This window comes from Nocardia sp. NPDC058518, from assembly GCF_042719655.1.
GTDB lineage: Bacteria > Actinomycetota > Actinomycetes > Mycobacteriales > Mycobacteriaceae > Nocardia.
This window is the reverse complement of sequence record NZ_JBHXNJ010000006.1, coordinates 3875-18382: the sequence shown is the minus strand read 5'-3', so window position 1 is coordinate 18382 and position 14508 is coordinate 3875. Positions and strand designations below refer to the sequence as shown.

General features: G+C 68.2%; 17 protein-coding genes and 2 tRNA genes. 11 read left to right on the top strand and 8 right to left on the bottom strand.

Translation table 11 applies throughout. The annotated features are described in order from the left end of the window. The first annotated feature begins 19 nt into the window (after window positions 1-19). The gene (locus ACFWPX_RS12785; protein WP_378927570.1) at window positions 20-820 is read left to right on the top strand and encodes a metallophosphoesterase; all 801 of its coding nucleotides are present in this window, start codon (window positions 20-22) and stop codon (window positions 818-820) included. A gap of 58 nt (window positions 821-878) precedes the next feature. Then, a complete protein-coding gene (locus ACFWPX_RS12780) occupies window positions 879-1238 on the top strand; it encodes a hypothetical protein (RefSeq protein ID WP_378927569.1) in 360 nt (119 codons plus the stop codon). Between the two features lie 8 nt (window positions 1239-1246). Here the strand turns inward: ACFWPX_RS12780 and ACFWPX_RS12775 are convergent, their stop codons facing one another. The 3 genes from ACFWPX_RS12775 to ACFWPX_RS12765 form a co-directional block, all read right to left on the bottom strand. Then, window positions 1247-2005, bottom strand: a complete 759-nt coding sequence (locus tag ACFWPX_RS12775; RefSeq protein ID WP_378927568.1) for an SDR family oxidoreductase — start codon at window positions 2003-2005, stop codon at window positions 1247-1249. A gap of 36 nt (window positions 2006-2041) precedes the next feature. Continuing rightward, a tRNA-Pro gene (locus tag ACFWPX_RS12770) sits at window positions 2042-2118 on the bottom strand. A 42-nt stretch (window positions 2119-2160) separates the two neighbouring features. Beyond that, window positions 2161-2231: transfer RNA gene (locus ACFWPX_RS12765), tRNA-Gly, on the bottom strand. 683 nt (window positions 2232-2914) lie between these two features. On the opposite strand from ACFWPX_RS12765, the gene ACFWPX_RS12760 reads away from it, so the two are divergent. Continuing rightward, window positions 2915-3868, top strand: a complete 954-nt coding sequence (locus ACFWPX_RS12760) for a diguanylate cyclase domain-containing protein (RefSeq protein WP_378918201.1) — start codon at window positions 2915-2917, stop codon at window positions 3866-3868. A 45-nt stretch (window positions 3869-3913) separates the two neighbouring features. Here ACFWPX_RS12760 and ACFWPX_RS12755 read toward each other — a convergent pair whose 3' ends face one another. Continuing rightward, window positions 3914-4717: an Fpg/Nei family DNA glycosylase gene (locus ACFWPX_RS12755; RefSeq protein WP_378927567.1), complete on the bottom strand. Its 804-nt coding sequence runs from the start codon at window positions 4715-4717 to the stop codon at window positions 3914-3916. Between the two features lie 3 nt (window positions 4718-4720). Then, window positions 4721-5194: a ribose-5-phosphate isomerase gene (locus ACFWPX_RS12750; RefSeq protein ID WP_378927566.1), complete on the bottom strand. Its 474-nt coding sequence runs from the start codon at window positions 5192-5194 to the stop codon at window positions 4721-4723. 297 nt (window positions 5195-5491) lie between these two features. Between ACFWPX_RS12750 and ACFWPX_RS12745 the strand changes: the two genes are divergently transcribed. Continuing rightward, window positions 5492-6418, top strand: coding sequence for a M48 family metallopeptidase (locus tag ACFWPX_RS12745; protein WP_378927816.1), 927 nt, complete (start codon window positions 5492-5494; stop codon window positions 6416-6418). 40 nt (window positions 6419-6458) lie between these two features. On the opposite strand, the gene ACFWPX_RS12740 is transcribed toward ACFWPX_RS12745, so the two are convergent. Continuing rightward, on the bottom strand, window positions 6459-7103 hold the full coding sequence (locus tag ACFWPX_RS12740; RefSeq protein WP_378927565.1) for a DsbA family protein: 645 nt from the start codon (window positions 7101-7103) through the stop codon (window positions 6459-6461). A 150-nt stretch (window positions 7104-7253) separates the two neighbouring features. Between ACFWPX_RS12740 and ACFWPX_RS12735 the strand changes: the two genes are divergently transcribed. The 5 genes from ACFWPX_RS12735 to ACFWPX_RS12715 all read left to right on the top strand — a co-directional run bounded on the left by ACFWPX_RS12735 (window position 7254) and on the right by ACFWPX_RS12715 (window position 11136). After that, entirely contained in the window at window positions 7254-8474 is a 1221-nt protein-coding gene (locus tag ACFWPX_RS12735; RefSeq protein ID WP_378927564.1) for an NAD(P)/FAD-dependent oxidoreductase, read from the top strand. A gap of 94 nt (window positions 8475-8568) precedes the next feature. Further along, the gene (locus ACFWPX_RS12730; RefSeq protein ID WP_378927563.1) at window positions 8569-8967 is read left to right on the top strand and encodes a YciI family protein; all 399 of its coding nucleotides are present in this window, start codon (window positions 8569-8571) and stop codon (window positions 8965-8967) included. Further along, window positions 8964-10181, top strand: coding sequence for an RNA polymerase sigma factor (locus ACFWPX_RS12725; protein ID WP_378927562.1), 1218 nt, complete (start codon window positions 8964-8966; stop codon window positions 10179-10181). Before ACFWPX_RS12730 ends, ACFWPX_RS12725 begins: the two co-directional genes overlap by 4 nt. Before the next feature lie 26 nt (window positions 10182-10207). After that, window positions 10208-10684 carry an NUDIX domain-containing protein gene (locus tag ACFWPX_RS12720; protein ID WP_378927561.1) on the top strand — a complete coding sequence of 159 codons (477 nt, stop codon included), beginning with the start codon at window positions 10208-10210 and terminating at the stop codon, window positions 10682-10684. 20 nt (window positions 10685-10704) lie between these two features. Further along, window positions 10705-11136: a nitroreductase family deazaflavin-dependent oxidoreductase gene (locus tag ACFWPX_RS12715; RefSeq protein ID WP_378927560.1), complete on the top strand. Its 432-nt coding sequence runs from the start codon at window positions 10705-10707 to the stop codon at window positions 11134-11136. On the opposite strand, the gene ACFWPX_RS12710 is transcribed toward ACFWPX_RS12715, so the two are convergent. Then, the gene (locus tag ACFWPX_RS12710; RefSeq protein ID WP_378918215.1) at window positions 11120-12076 is read right to left on the bottom strand and encodes an AraC family transcriptional regulator; all 957 of its coding nucleotides are present in this window, start codon (window positions 12074-12076) and stop codon (window positions 11120-11122) included. The genes ACFWPX_RS12715 and ACFWPX_RS12710 overlap by 17 nt on opposite strands. A 123-nt stretch (window positions 12077-12199) precedes the next feature. On the opposite strand from ACFWPX_RS12710, the gene ACFWPX_RS12705 reads away from it, so the two are divergent. After that, complete coding sequence (locus tag ACFWPX_RS12705) at window positions 12200-12949, top strand: NAD(P)H oxidoreductase (protein ID WP_378927559.1); 750 nt, start codon at window positions 12200-12202, stop codon at window positions 12947-12949. Between the two features lie 119 nt (window positions 12950-13068). On the opposite strand, the gene ACFWPX_RS12700 is transcribed toward ACFWPX_RS12705, so the two are convergent. Beyond that, on the bottom strand, window positions 13069-13944 hold the full coding sequence (locus ACFWPX_RS12700; protein ID WP_378927558.1) for an NAD(P)-binding domain-containing protein: 876 nt from the start codon (window positions 13942-13944) through the stop codon (window positions 13069-13071). 69 nt (window positions 13945-14013) lie between these two features. Here ACFWPX_RS12700 and ACFWPX_RS12695 point away from each other — a divergent pair, with 69 nt between their 5' ends. Continuing rightward, complete coding sequence (locus tag ACFWPX_RS12695) at window positions 14014-14370, top strand: winged helix-turn-helix transcriptional regulator (RefSeq protein WP_378927557.1); 357 nt, start codon at window positions 14014-14016, stop codon at window positions 14368-14370. Window positions 14371-14508: the final 138 nt, after the last annotated feature.

Genomic DNA, 14508 nt, shown 5'->3' with positions numbered 1-14508 from the left:
GCACGACGATGAAAGGAATATGACCGAATCCCGCCGCACCGACCTCCTCCCCCGCGACCGCCGCGACCTGACCGGACCGTTCGACGTGATCGGCGATGTCCACGGTTGCCGCAGCGAACTGGAGACCCTGCTCGGCGAACTCGGCTACGCCCTCGACCGCGACGACCGTGGCCGCGCGATCGGTGCCGCTCACCCCGAGCGTCGCACGGTGGTCTTCGTCGGCGACCTCGTCGACCGGGGACCCGACACCCCCGGGGTGCTACGCCTGGCGATGGGGATGGTGGCGGCGAAAACCGCCCTGTGCGTCACCGGCAACCACGACCACAAGCTGATGCGCGCCCTCGACGGCCGCAACGTCCGCATCGCGCACGGCCTCGAAGAGTCGCTGTCCCAGCTGGCCGACGAAGACCTCGAATTCCGCACCGCCGCACACACATTCCTGCGCGACCTGCCCAGCCATTACCTCCTCGACCGCGGCAAGCTCGTCGTGGCCCACGCCGGTCTGCCGGAAAGCCTGCACGGCAGCACCTCCGGCCGCGCCCGCTCCTTCGCCCTCTACGGCGCACCCACCGGCGAGCTCGACCAGCACGGCTACCCCATCCGCTACGACTGGGCCAAGGACTACCGAGGCACCCCCACCGTCCTCTACGGCCACACCCCGGTCCCCACCCTCACCTGGGTCAACAACACCCTCTGCCTCGACACCGGCGCCGTCTTCGGCGGCACCCTCTCCGCCCTGCGCTACCCCGAGCTGACGACGATCTCGGTCCCCGCCGAACAGATCTGGAGCGAACGCGCGGGCATCACCCCGACCGCCTGACGGGTGCTAGGCCTACCATCAGCAGCGGACGACCCGACTCATCGACGAGGAGAGGTTCATGCGCGCTACATTTCTCGCACTGTCCGTACTCGCTCCGCTCATGGTCTGCGGTGTCGCGAGCGCCGATCCGGCACCCGGGGGGACGGGGTCGCTGACGGCGTGGGCGTTCACCGGACGGGAGCCGATTCCGGTGAATCGGGCCGATATCGAGGTCACGCCGTGCGATGCGAAGCAGGTGGTCGCCACGCTGGTGAGCGGGGCCGACGGGCGGGCCACGGTGGCGCTGCCGGTGGGCTGTTACGAGGCGAAGGTGGTGACCGTGCCCGGCGGCTGCGGGTTGGCCGTCACGGAGCCGGTGCGCGTCACCGTGGCAGCGGGCACCGAAGCACGGGCGGACTTCCGGTTCGGCTGCGCCTGAGGCGACTTTCAGTCCTTCGGGCCGCCCGCCACATAGATGACCTGGCCCGACACGAAGCCGGCACCCTCGCTCGCGAAGAACGAGGCGGTGTTGGCGATGTCGTCGGGCGTGCCGACCCGGTTGACCGGGATCTGTGCCGCGGCAGCCGCTTTGAACGACTCGAAGTCGACGCCGACACGGGCGGCCGTCGCGGCGGTCATCTCGGTTTCGATGAAGCCGGGGGCGATCGCGTTGGCGGTGACGCCGAATCTGCCGAGCTCGAAGGCGAGGGTCTTGGTGAAGCCCTGCATGCCCGCCTTGGCCGCGGAGTAGTTGGCCTGGCCGCGGTTGCCCAGTGCCGAGGTGCTCGACAGGTTGACGATGCGACCGAACTTCGCCTCGACCATGTACTTCTGCACGGCGCGGGTCATCAGGAAGGCACCGCGCAGGTGCACGTTCATGACAGTGTCCCAGTCGTTCACCGACATCTTGAACAGCAGGTTGTCGCGCAGCACGCCCGCGTTGTTGACCAGCACGGTCGGCGCGCCGAGCACGGTGGCGATCCGCTCCACCGCGGCGGCGACGGCCGCTTCATCGGCCACATCGGCACCGACCGCGAGAGCTTCGCCCCCGGCGGCTTTGACATTTGCGACGGTGCCCGAGCAGGCGGCTTCGTCGAGATCGAGCACAGCGACGGCATATCCGTCGGAAGCGAGCTTGACCGCAACCGCGGCGCCGATGCCACGGGCGGCTCCGGTGACGATCGCGACCTTGCGTTGCGTGGACATCCGTCTCCTACAGGCCTGTAGCTGGGCGAATGGTGATGGTCGGGGTGACAGGATTTGAACCTGCGACCCTCCGCTCCCAAAGCGGATGCGCTACCAAGCTGCGCTACACCCCGATACCTCACCGGCGAGAGCACCGTCGAGGCAATACATGTTTGAGCGGGTGACGGGAATCGAACCCGCACCATCAGCTTGGAAGGCTGAGGTTCTACCATTGAACTACACCCGCAGGCATACGACATCGATGGGATCGCCACGATGTCGTGTGCGCCATGACTGTACCGAACCCCGCGCGAAAAATGCCAATCCGGCCCCTGCCTGCCCGATTGATGCGCCCCGGCCGGCGGTGTACCCAACTCCCCACGCGACCAACCATCGCCATGCCCGATTAGGGCCTAATGACCCTAGCCCCGAATCGCCCTCCCAGCGACGATGGTTGGTGCGCTCACGGGGACCGGCGCCAGCTCCAGCGGGGGATTAAACAGGAGAATTTTCCTTAAAAACCTGGCACGTGGGCGGCGAGTAGGCCACCATGAGAGTGCGCGTGACGGCTACTGCCATATCGTCACGACTCGCATCCCGTGCCAGGAGGGACCCATGGCGACGCAACGTCCACCGCCCAGCGGAGGGCATCACGCTGCACGTTTCGGCTCCCGAAACTTTTTCGGGAAATTGTGTAACGCCGGAGACGCTGCAGCGATGTCATAGCCGATCGCCATTCGCGAGAGACCTAGAGAACACGTTCCAGAACGTGACTTTTCGGTCTCGGGTGGCTTGCTAGGATCCTTTTTGCCGGACGGGGGTATCTGGAAAGGGGGCGGTGAGCGTGTGCCGAACTCGGTGGACCCAACCGCGTAGCAGTGCGAATGATCGAGGTGGCAAGACCGTCGCCACCTACCGCCGGTGATATCGATGACCCACATCGAGCCACCGGTAGCCGCGATGGCCCGCGCCTGGGCCCGCGCGGTATGCGCCGAACCGGGCTCGTCCACGGCGCCGCACCAGTTGGAGCCGGTGCTCGTCGAGATCGTCGAGCGGCTGCTGCACCTGGCTCGGACCGAACCGTTCCCGGTGCCACAGGCGCGCAAGCTCGGCGCGCGATTGGCCGAGGCGCCCTTCGAACGCACCAGAATGCTGGCCCATGCCAGTCGCTGGCTGCTCGGCTTCCCCTCGGGGGTCCCGGGTTCGCTGGTGGCGACCCGCTGGCCGCTGGTGGCCAGCCAGGCCATCGACAGCTACGCACAGGCACTCCAGGAACGCGCTCTGGCGCAACAGGAACAGAACATCTCGGCGAAAGTGTCACTGCGCGTTCAGGAGATCGCCGCGCTGCAGCACCGCTTGCGCCACGAGGCGACCCACGACGCACTCACCGATCTCGCGAACCGCACACTGCTGCAAGAACGGGTACGCGCGTTCGCCGCCGACCCGAGCCGCGGTGTCGGTGTGCTGGTGGTGGACCTGGACCGCTTCAAACAGATCAACGACGGCTACGGACACGCGATCGGCGACGAGGTACTGGTCGAACTGGCCAACCGCTTGCGTGAGGTGTGCCCGCCCGACACGGTGATCTGCCGATACGGCGGCGACGAGTTCGTGGTCGCGGCGAACCCGCGCCGCGACACCCTCGGCGAGCTGGCACACCGCGTGGTCGCCGCACTGCGCGACCCGGTGTGGTCGAGCGCGGGCCCCGTACCGGTTTCGGCCAGTGTGGGCACCGCTTTCTGCCCACCGGGAAAGACGTGCGATTTCACCGACCTGTTGCGTCGCGCCGACCGCGCGATGTACTCGGCGAAATCGGCGGGCGGGCGGCGTTTCGCGCTCGCTGAATCGGGCGACCCCGAACTGGGAACGGCGGTCGCCGGCTGAGTCGGATCGCGAAGCCTGCACTTCGCGGTCCGGCTCAGCCGACTTCTATTCGGGCTGGCAGGTGGGGCACCAGAAGAGGTTCCGGCCTTCCATGATCTTGTACGCGATGGGGGTCGCGCAGACTCGGCACGGTTCGCCCTGGCGGCGGTAGACGTAGGTGCGGGGGCGGTCCTTGTTGTACGACGGTGCGCCGGTGTCGTGTTCGGGGCGGACCACGTGCATGCGGCCGGTGGTGACGCCGATCGGCATGAGATCGACCAGGTCGGCCCAGAGGGCGTCCCATTCGGGGGCGGTGATCGAGGTGCCGGGGCGGAAGGGCGAGATGCCGTGGCGGAAAAGGACTTCCGCGCGGTAGACATTGCCGACGCCGGCGATCAGGGCCTGATCCATCAGCAGTGCGCCGATCGCCCTGCGGGAGCGGCGGATTCGCGCACCCGCCCGTTCGTGGTCGGCATCGGCGCGTAACGGGTCGGCGCCGAGGCGCGCGGTGAGTGCGTCCACTTCGGGTGGTATCAGCACTTCACACGCCGTCGGCCCGCGCAGATCGGTGCCGAAATCCGTTGCGGCACCGAGCATTCGCATCCGCACTTGCCCGACCGGCGCCGCCATCGGCAACTCGACCTCGCTGAAGGTGCCGTACAACCCGAGATGCACATGCACCGTCAACCCGGACGCGTAGTGATGCAGCAGATGCTTCCCATAGGCCTCGGCCCGCTCGAACACCTGCCCGTCCACCAGCGCGGCACCCTCGGTGAACCGGCCCTGCGGACTCGAAACCCGCACCACCCCACCGGAAAACCGCTGCTGATGCAGATCGGCGATCCGGTGGAGGGTATGTCCTTCAGGCACTACTCAGTAGGCGGGGACCGCGGGGGCTTCGCCCGACTTCTCGTAGTCGGACAGGATGTCGATGCGGCGCTGGTGGCGCGGTTCTTCCGACCAGGCCTGCGCGAGGAACGCGTCGACGATGGCCAGCGCTTCCTCGGTGGAGTGCATGCGGCCGCCGATGCCGATCAGCTGGGCGTTGTTGTGTTCGCGGGCCAGCTTGGCGGTTTCGACGCTCCAGGCCAGGGCGCAGCGGGCGCCGGGGACCTTGTTGGCGGCGATCTGCTCACCGTTGCCACTGCCACCGAAGACCAGGCCCAGCGAGCCCGGATCGGCGACGGTGCGCCGCGCCGCCTCGATGCAGAAGGCGGGGTAGTCGTCGAGGGCGTCGTATTCGAGGGCGCCACAATCGACGACCTCGTGTCCGGCCGCCTGCAGATGGGCCTTGACGTGATTCTTCAGTTCGAAACCGGCATGGTCGGCACCCAGGTAAACGCGCATGGCTGCGATTGTCGCAGGCCCGCTTAGAGTCGTTTCATGCACCCGCACGAACCGCATTCCCCGCATTCGGCAGGTTCCCCGCCGGAGCACACCGGCCAGCAGCCCGACCGAACACCGTCGCTGGACAAGAACACCGCGCCACCGTCGCCGTGGGCCCAACCCGATCCACGGACCGGCGGTTTCCCCGCCCAGAGCAGCCACGCGCAGCCGCCGACCGGCCCGTATCCGCCCCTCGCTCCCGGCTACTACCCGCCGAGCGGTCCGCCCGCACCGCCGCAGCTCCGGCCGCGCGGCCTGATGCCGTGGGATCGCCCGGCCCGGCACCCGTGGGAGATCCCGCTGCTGATCGTGGTCATCATGATCACCGCGGTCGCCTATCTGCTGGCGCTGCTGCTCATGACGGTCGAACTGTTCACCGATCCCGTCGTCGACGAGAAGGGCGTGGAGCAAACCGGTTCGATCGTCACCAGTCCGTATGTGCTGCTGCTGTTGTTCGCGCCGGTGCTGCTGTGGGCCGGTCGTGGTCTGAACTACGCGACCCAGCGCGCGAACGGCGTGAAGATGTCGCCCACCCAGTTCCCCGAGGGGTTCCGGATGGTGCAGGAAGCGGCGGCGCGATTCGGGATGCGCAAGGCACCGGACGCGTATGTGATCCTGGGCAACGGCCAGATCAACGCCTTCGCCTCCGGGCACGGGTTCCGCCGGTTCGTCGTGGTCTACAGCGACCTGTTCGAGATCGGCGGCGCCGCACGCGAACCGGACGGGCTCGCGTTCATCATCGGCCATGAAGTCGGCCATATCGCGGCAGGTCACGTGTCATATTGGCGCCAGCTCGGCATGTTCGTGGCGCCGTGGTTGCCGGTGATCGGGTCGTCGCTGATCCGCGCCCAGGAGTACACCGCCGACAATCACGGCTTCTGCTACCGGCCGCCCGGCGCGGCCACCGCGATGGCGACTCTCGCCGCGGGCAAGTACCTCAATACCGATGTCGGTGTCGACGAGATGGCCGATCGGGCCGTGCTCGAGCGGGGCGGTTTCATCTGGCTGGTCAACGCGATGGCCAGCCATCCGGTGCTCACCTGGCGGATGTGGGCGCTGCGTGACCGCAGCAGGCCGGGCCCGATGTTCTGGCGACCGAGCGCACCGCATCCCGGCATGATCCCGCCGCAAGGCGGTTATCCGCTCAATTCGGCGCCGCCCGCGCTGCCGCCGAAGCCGGTCTGATCGGTGGGGGTGCCGATACCGGCACCCCCACCTCCGGCGATCAGTCGAAGACCGGGTCCTCGGTGCGGGTGCGCTTGAGCTCGAAGAAGTGCGGGTACGAGGCCAGCGCGACCACGCCGTCCCACACCCGGCCCGCGTCCTCACCGCGCGGGATGCGCGAGAGCACCGGCCCGAAGAACGCGGTCCCGTTCACGTGGATGGTCGGCGTGCCCACGTCGGGGCCGACCTTGTCCATGCCCGCGTGATGGCTCGCCCGCAGCACCTCGTCGTAGTCGGTGCTGGTGGCGGCCTGCGCGAGTTCGGCGGGCAGGTCCAGCTCGGCGAGCGCGTCGGCGATGACCGCGTCGAAGGTCTCCTGCAGCGTCTCGCGCTCGTACTCGGCCCTGCGGTCGTGGATGCGGGTACCCATCGCGGTGTAGAGCGGCGACAGGATGTCGTCGCCGTACTTCTCACCAGCGGCGGTGACGACCCGAACCGGGCCCCACGCGGCGGCCATCATGTCGACATAGCGTTCCGGCAGGTCGTCTTTGCCCTCGTTGAGCACCGACAGGCTCATCACGTGGAAGCGCGCGTCGATATCGCGCACCTTCTCGACTTCCAGGATCCACCGGGAGGTGATCCAGCACCACGGGCACAGCGGGTCGAACCAGAAATCGGCGACATCCTTGGTGGCCTGTTCGCTCACGATGGGTTCCTCTCGGGTCAGCTGCGGCGGGTCGGGTCGCCCCACCGACTGGTGCAACCGCATCGCCGCCGGAATCGTTCCCGTGGGCGAAAACGCGCACTAAGCTCGGGTTGCGAGGAGTCCGGGTCGTCCGCGAGAAGGGGTCCGTTCATGAGCTCGAATCAGCATTTCGTCGTCATCGGTGGAGGTCTGGGCGGAGCGAAAATCGCCGAAGCCTTACGCGCCAACGATTTCGACGGTCGCGTTACCCTGCTGGCCGCCGAAGAAGAGCTGCCGTATGAGCGCCCGCCACTGTCCAAACAGCATCTGGCGGGCACCCAGCAACTGCCCGATTTCACCGTCGACTCGGCCGCCTGGTACCGCGATCACCACGTCGACCTGCGGCTGGGCACCACCGCGACCGCGTTCGATCCGGTCGCCAAGACCGTGACGCTGCCCGACGGTTCCACGCTCGACTACGACAAGCTGGCCCTGGCCACCGGTTCGCGAGCCCGCACGCTCGACATCCCCGGCGCCGATGCCCCGAACGTCTACACACTGCGCACCATCGGCGATTCGAACGCGCTGCTCGAGATCCTGGGCACGGACCGTCGCCTGGTCATCATCGGGGCGGGGTGGATCGGTCTCGAGGTCGCCGCGCAGGCTCGGGCCAAGGGTGTCGAGGTGACGGTGATCGAGACGGCCGAGCTGCCGCTGTTCACTGTGCTCGGTCCCGAGATGGGCAGCTTCTACGCCGATCTGCATCGCGCGCACGGCGTCGACCTGCGCACGAGCACCTCCGTCGACGCGATCCTCACCGACGAGGGCGAGGCGACCGGTGTGCAGCTCGGCGACGGCACCGTTGTCCCGGCACAGGCGGTGCTGGTGGCGGTGGGCGCGCAGCCCAATATCGAGGCGGCGACCGCGGCAGGCCTTGCGGTCGACGGCGGCGTGGTGGTGGACGCGGCGTTGTGCACCAGCAACCCCGATGTGGTCGCGGTGGGTGACATCGCCGAGCAGGAGCACCCGCTGTTGCACCGGCCGATCCGCATCGAGCACTGGGCGACCGCGCTGAATCAGCCCGCCGTCGCCGCGAAGACGATGCTCGGCAAAGCCGCTGTCTACGACCGGCTTCCCTACTTCTTCAGTGATCAGTACGACGTCGGGATGGAGTACACGGGCTATGTCGGGCGCGGCGACGACGTGCGGGTGGTGGTGCGTGGCGATCTCGGCGAACGCGAGTTCGTCGCGTTCTGGCTCGACCAGCAGAACAAGGTGCGCGCGGGGATGAACGTCAATGTCTGGGACGTGACCGAGCGGATCAAGGAGCTGATCCTCTCGGAGGCACCCGTCGACCCCGACCGGCTGACGGACACGAGCATTCCATTGTGATCCAGTTCACAGTAGTGATTGTGTCGAAGACCGCTCACCGGCTCCGACCAACCGTCGAACGCGCCACAAGGGCGCAGCGAGCAGGAGCCGAATCATGAAATTCATGCTGGTCAAGACCTATTCCGAGACCGCCTACTGCGACATCCCACTGCCGGAGTGGGCACCCGAGGACATCGCCGCCCACATCGACTTCCAGCGGGCACTGGGTGAGCAGCTCGCCGCCGCGGGCGAACTCGTCGACGCCCAGGGCCTGGCCGCACCCGATCAGGCGGTGATCGTGTGCTCCGACGGCCGCTCGGCACCGGTCGTGACGGACGGGCCTTTTCCGGAGACCAAGGAGTTCCTGGCCGGTTTCTGGGTGGTCGATGTCGATTCGGTCGAGCGCGCGGTCGAGATCGCCGCGCAGGCCTCCGCGGCGCCCGGCCCCGGCGGCAAGCCGATCGGTGAGTACATCGAGGTGCGTCAGATCATGAGCGCGCCCGACGTCGCGTGACCGAGACGCTACCGCGCATCGAGGACCTGCTGCGTGAACTTTCGCCGCAGGTCCTCGGCGTATTGGTCCGCCGCTTCGGCGATTTCGACCTCGCCGAGGACTCGGTGCAGGACGCCCTGCTCGCGGCATCGACCCAGTGGCGTCACGAGGGGCTGCCGGACAATCCGCGTGGCTGGCTGATCCAGGTCGCGCAGCGGCGGATGGCCGACGCCGTGCGGGCCGAAGTGGCGCGACGACGCAGGGAAACAACGGTTTTCGTGCGGGATGTGCCCGCCGAGGCGGTGGACCGCGATGACACCCTCGACATGTATTTCCTGTGCTGTCATCCCGACTTGCCGCCTGCCGGGGCCGTTGCCCTGACGCTGCGGGCCGTTGGTGGCCTCAGTACCGCCGAGATCGCCGCGGCGTTCCTGGTGCCGGAATCGACCATGGGACAACGTATCTCGCGGGCGAAGAAGCGCCTGGCCGAATCGGATCGGCCCTTCGCCGACGGCGCGCACGACAGCACCCGGGTGAGCGCCGTGCTGCAGGTGCTGTACGTGATCTTCACCGAGGGGCACACCAGCAGTTCGGGGGCGGGGTTGCGGCGCGGGGATCTGTCGGCCGAGGCGATCCGGCTCACCCGCGCCCTGCGCACACTGCTCCCCGAAAACACCGAGGTCACCGGCCTTCTCGCGCTGATGCTGCTCACCGACGCCCGCCGCGCCGCCCGCTCCGGACCGCACGGCGAACTGATCCCCCTCACCGAACAGGACCGCTCGCGGTGGGACCGCCCCCAGATCACCGAGGGCCTGCGCCTGCTCACCGCGACCCTGCCCGCCGGACTGACGGGGCCGTATCAGATGCAGGCCGCCATCGCCGGACTGCACGCCGAGGCCCGGCGCCCCGAAGACACCGACTGGCCGCGAATACTGGTGCTCTACACCATGATCGAACGCTCGACCCCCAACCCGATGATCACCCTCAACCGTGCCGTCGCCACCGCGATGGTGCACGGACCGGCCGCGGGCCTTGCGGTAGCCGACAGTGTCGCCGAACCACTGTCGCGCTCGCATCGCCTCGCAGCCGTCCGCGGGCACCTCCACGAGATGGCGGGTGAGCAGACTGCGGCTATCGCCGAATATCGCCGCGCCGCAACGCAAACGGCCAGCGTGCCGGAACGTGACTACCTGCTGCTGCGCGCCGCTCGCCTGCGCGTCGGCGACGCGAACTGAAGCTCGCACCTGGCAGACTCGCTCGGATGACGGACGTATTCAGCGCGGGCGTGCTGGTGTACCGCCGGGGCGAGGCCGGGATCGAGGTGCTGCTCGGGCACATGGGTGGGCCGCTGTGGGCGAAGAAGGACGCTTCGGCGTGGTCGATTCCCAAGGGCGAGTATGTGTCCGAGGAGGAGTCAGCGCGCGATGCCGCCCGGCGGGAGTTCACCGAGGAGCTCGGGCTGCCCGCGCCCGAGGGCGAGTGGATCGCGCTCGGCGAGGTGAGTTATCGCAGCGGGACCAAGCGCAAGTTCCTCACCGTGTGGGCGGTCGAGGGCGATCTCGACCCGGCCGACGTCGTGCCGGGAACATTCGAGATGGAGTGGCCGCCCCGGTCGGGGCGGCTCGCGGAATTTCCCGAGATCGACCGGGCCGCCTGGTTCGACCCCACCACCGCGGCGGAAAAGCTCGGCAAAGGCCAGCGGCCCTTCCTCGCCCGCCTCACCGATCAGCTGCAGTGAGATCGGGGTAGATTTCAGCTATGCCCAGCGACCTGCAGCTGAAGATCATGAACACACTCCACCGCACGCTGCTCACGGTGACCGGCGGCCGTGTCGGCAACTCGTTCTTCGGGATGCCGTCCCTGCAACTCACCACGATCGGCCGCAAATCCGGCGATCCGCGCAAGGTCATGCTGACCGCACCGGTGATCGACGGCGACACCATCGTCATCGTCGCCTCGCGCGGCGGCGACCCCACCCACCCCGCCTGGTTCCTGAACCTGCGCGACAACCCGAACGTCGAGGTGTCGTTGCGCAACGGTCCCGAGCGCCCGATGACGGCCCACGTCGCGACCCCCGACGAGCGCGCGACGCTGTGGCCTCGGGTCATCGCGGCCTACAAGGGCTACGCCGACTACCAGACCAAGACCACCCGCGAGATCCCCCTGGTCCTGGTCACGCCGAGGAGCTGAGCCCCACCCGGAACTCGGTCGGGCTGGTGCCGCGCAACCGCTTGAACGCGGCACTGAAACCGAACGCGTCGGAATAGCCGACGGTCGTTGCCACCTGCGCGACGCTGCGCGCGGGATCGGCGAGCAGTTCCTCGGCCTCGGCCATGCGCCATTCCGTGAGGTAGGCCAGCGGTGGTTCGCCCATCACCTCGGTGAACCGCCGGGCGAACAGGGCGCGCGAGACCGCCGCCTCGGTGGCCAGGCTCGCCACGGTCCAGTGGTCGAACGGCCTGTCGTGGATGGCCGCCAGCGCCGGGCCGACCACCGGATCGGCCATCCCCCGGTACCAGGCGGGGGCGCAGTGTTGCTGTTCGGCGAGCCAGCTGCGCAGCGTGCAGACCAACGCCCAATCCAGCAGCCGGTCCATCAGCGCCTGCGAGCCGGCGCTCAGCCGGACGGCGTCGGCGGCGGATCGCTCCAGCCATAAGCACATCTGCGCGTCTTCGTGGACGACCATCACCGGCGGTAGTGCCCGCAGCAGACGTTCGTGACGGCGCCCTGATGCCCGGTAGGCGCCGACGAGGAGCGAAGTCTCCTCGGGCGCCCCGGTCGGGGACGGCGTCTCGATCAGTTCCGGTGTCGCGCAACTGATATCGGCGGGCCCGAAGCCGTCCGGCACGAAACAGGACAGCTCGTAGCGCGCGTGCGGCCGGTCGAGCGCGGCGGCGGTGTCGGCCAGGTGGAACGGTTGCGTCGCCTGTACCAGCGCGGTGTCACCGGCGACCAGGCAACTGCGTGACCCGTCGGGGAGCACCAGCGTGCCCCCGCCACGCAATACCGTCACCATGATCAGCGGCGCGCGGTCGGCGAAGCGAATCGTCCACGGCGGGCGCAGCACGGCATGGGCCACGATCGACCCCTCGGCACGAATGCCACTCAGCAACGAACTCAATGGATCCACGCCACCAGCGTAGACGAATTCCTATCGAGTAGAGATGATCAACCATAGATCGTCCATCTGATTCGCGGTTGACTCAATGGACCGGGCCGAACAGCCCGCACCACGATCGAACAGGAGCTCACCGTGTCGCAGTCAGCCGCCACCACGACCGATTCCGCCGAACTGATCACCACCACGGTGCCCACCGATGCGGTGCGCGATGCCGACCGCGCCGCGCCGACCGCGCTCGTCGTTCTCGGCCACCATCGCGCCGACTCGCTGTCGGCCCATGTCGCGGGCCGGGCCGTCGCACGGCTCACTGCCGCCGGATACGCCATCGATTTCCTCGATCTGCAGGCCGAGAATTTCGACCCGCGGATGACCGTGGCCGACCAGCCCGAGTGGGGCAATCGCGACAAGGTCTACTCCCCCACCGCCGAGGCGCACATGCGGCGGATGCTGGCCGCCGACGTCGTGGTCGTGGTGTTCCCGGTCTATTGGCAGAGCGTGCCCGCCCTGCTCAAGGGCTGGATCGATGCGGTCTGGAACTACGGTTTCGCCTACGGCCGCAGCAAGCCTCGCCTGGCGGGCAAGCGCATCCTGTGGCTCGGATTGGCCGGAGCGACAGCCGATGACGCGATCATCCCCGGCATGCAGCAGCTGCTGGAGGCCCAGCTCAACGAGGGCTTGGCCTACTACAGCGGTTTCGCCGACTCCCGCGTCGGCCTGCTGCCCGATGCCGAGGAGCAGCCCCAAAGTCTCGACGCCGAAGGCAATCTCGTGATCGGCGAGGCGATCAGCGGGGACGCGCGGACCACCCACTACGCCGCCTTCGACGCGAAAGCCGAGGGCTTCGTCGACGACTTGCTGGCCGCTGATCTGGTCGACGCCTGAACCGCCCGCTCCGATACCGCCGACCCGATCACGCGGCGACCCTCGCCGGTCACCGCGCGATCGGGCCTGCGGCCCGACGTCCGCGCTCGGCTCCAGATCCAGCCGAATACAGCGGCAGGTCACAGGCCGGTGAGACCACCGCGCAGGACTGCGTAGAGCTCTGTGGGGTTGCCGGATTCAGCGGCTGACTTGTCGATCAGGTCGATGGCGGCGGCGGTGAACTCGTCGCTCTGCGGCTGCACATAGTCCGCCGGGTTATCGATGCCCGGCGCATATCCCTCGAGCATGGCCGCCATCGCCTGAAGGAAGGGCCCCATCAACTCGGCCAGGCGCGCGGCCGAACCGCCGGTGGAGCGGACCATCGCGCCGCCCTGGCGGAACGCGGCGAACATGGCGTACATGCCACCGAGGATCGAAACGTCGTACATGGCGGCGGCGCCGAGGTCCTCGCCGACGAATTCGGCGCGACCGAACGACTCCAGCACCGGGCGGAATCGCTCGAATCCGGCGGTCGCACCGCTGTAGAGCACGAAAGCCGCAGGCCCGCCGATCATCTCGGGCACCGCCATGATGCCGCCGTCGATCAACGCGACCTGCTCGGTTTCGGCCCAGCGACCCAGCGAGCGCGCCTGCTCGGGCGTGGTGGTGGTCAAGTTCACCACTACTTTCCCGCGCACGTGTGCGGCGGCGGGCTCGAGGTGCTCGCGCACCGCGGCATCGTCGAGCACGCATAGGATCACCAGGTCCCCCGCCGCCATCGCCTCGGCGGAGTTGGCAGCGACCTTCGCGCCGTCGGCCACCAGCGGCTCGGCCCGCGCCGAGGTGCGGTTCCAGACCGTCACCTCGTGGCCGCCGGCCAAGAGTGCCTTCGCCAGCGCGGCGCCCATCGCACCGAGGCCGATCACCGAAATACGCTGTGCTGCAGTCTGGTTGGTCATTGTTTCCCTTGTGCCGAAGCTCTTCGCTGCCGGTCGGCAACGCCTCTCAAGAGTCACCTTTTGCGCTACAATCGACAAGTACCGACTCTAAAGTGCAATACCAACCAAAAAGTCAGTAAGGCAGCCATGAAGCAGCGAGACCGGCCATATTCCTGCGGCATCGATGCCGCGCTCGACGTCGTCGGCGGCAAGTGGAAAGCGCTGATCCTGTGGGCCCTGTCCACCGGCACCCAACGGTTCGGCGACCTGAAACGCCTGGTCCCCGGCGTGACCGAGAAGATGCTGATCCAGCAGCTACGCGAACTGGAGCACGACGGCATCATCAGCCGCGAGGTCTACGCGCAGGTGCCACCGAAGGTCGAGTACTCACTCACCGACCGCGGGGTGTCACTCAACGCGGCCCTGGCCTTGCTCGGCGCCTGGGGCAACGAGAACATGAATCACATCTGCGCGGTCAAGGGCGTAGGCGCACCCGTGCACTGACCGCTATCCAAAAAGTGGTGGGGGGGGGGGGGGGGGGCCGCCCCCCCCCCCCCCCCCCCCGGCGCCCCCCCCCCCCCCTGGCGGGGGGGTGGGGGGGGGGCGCGTGGGGGTATGGGCGGCTGTCGGAGAACACCTCGA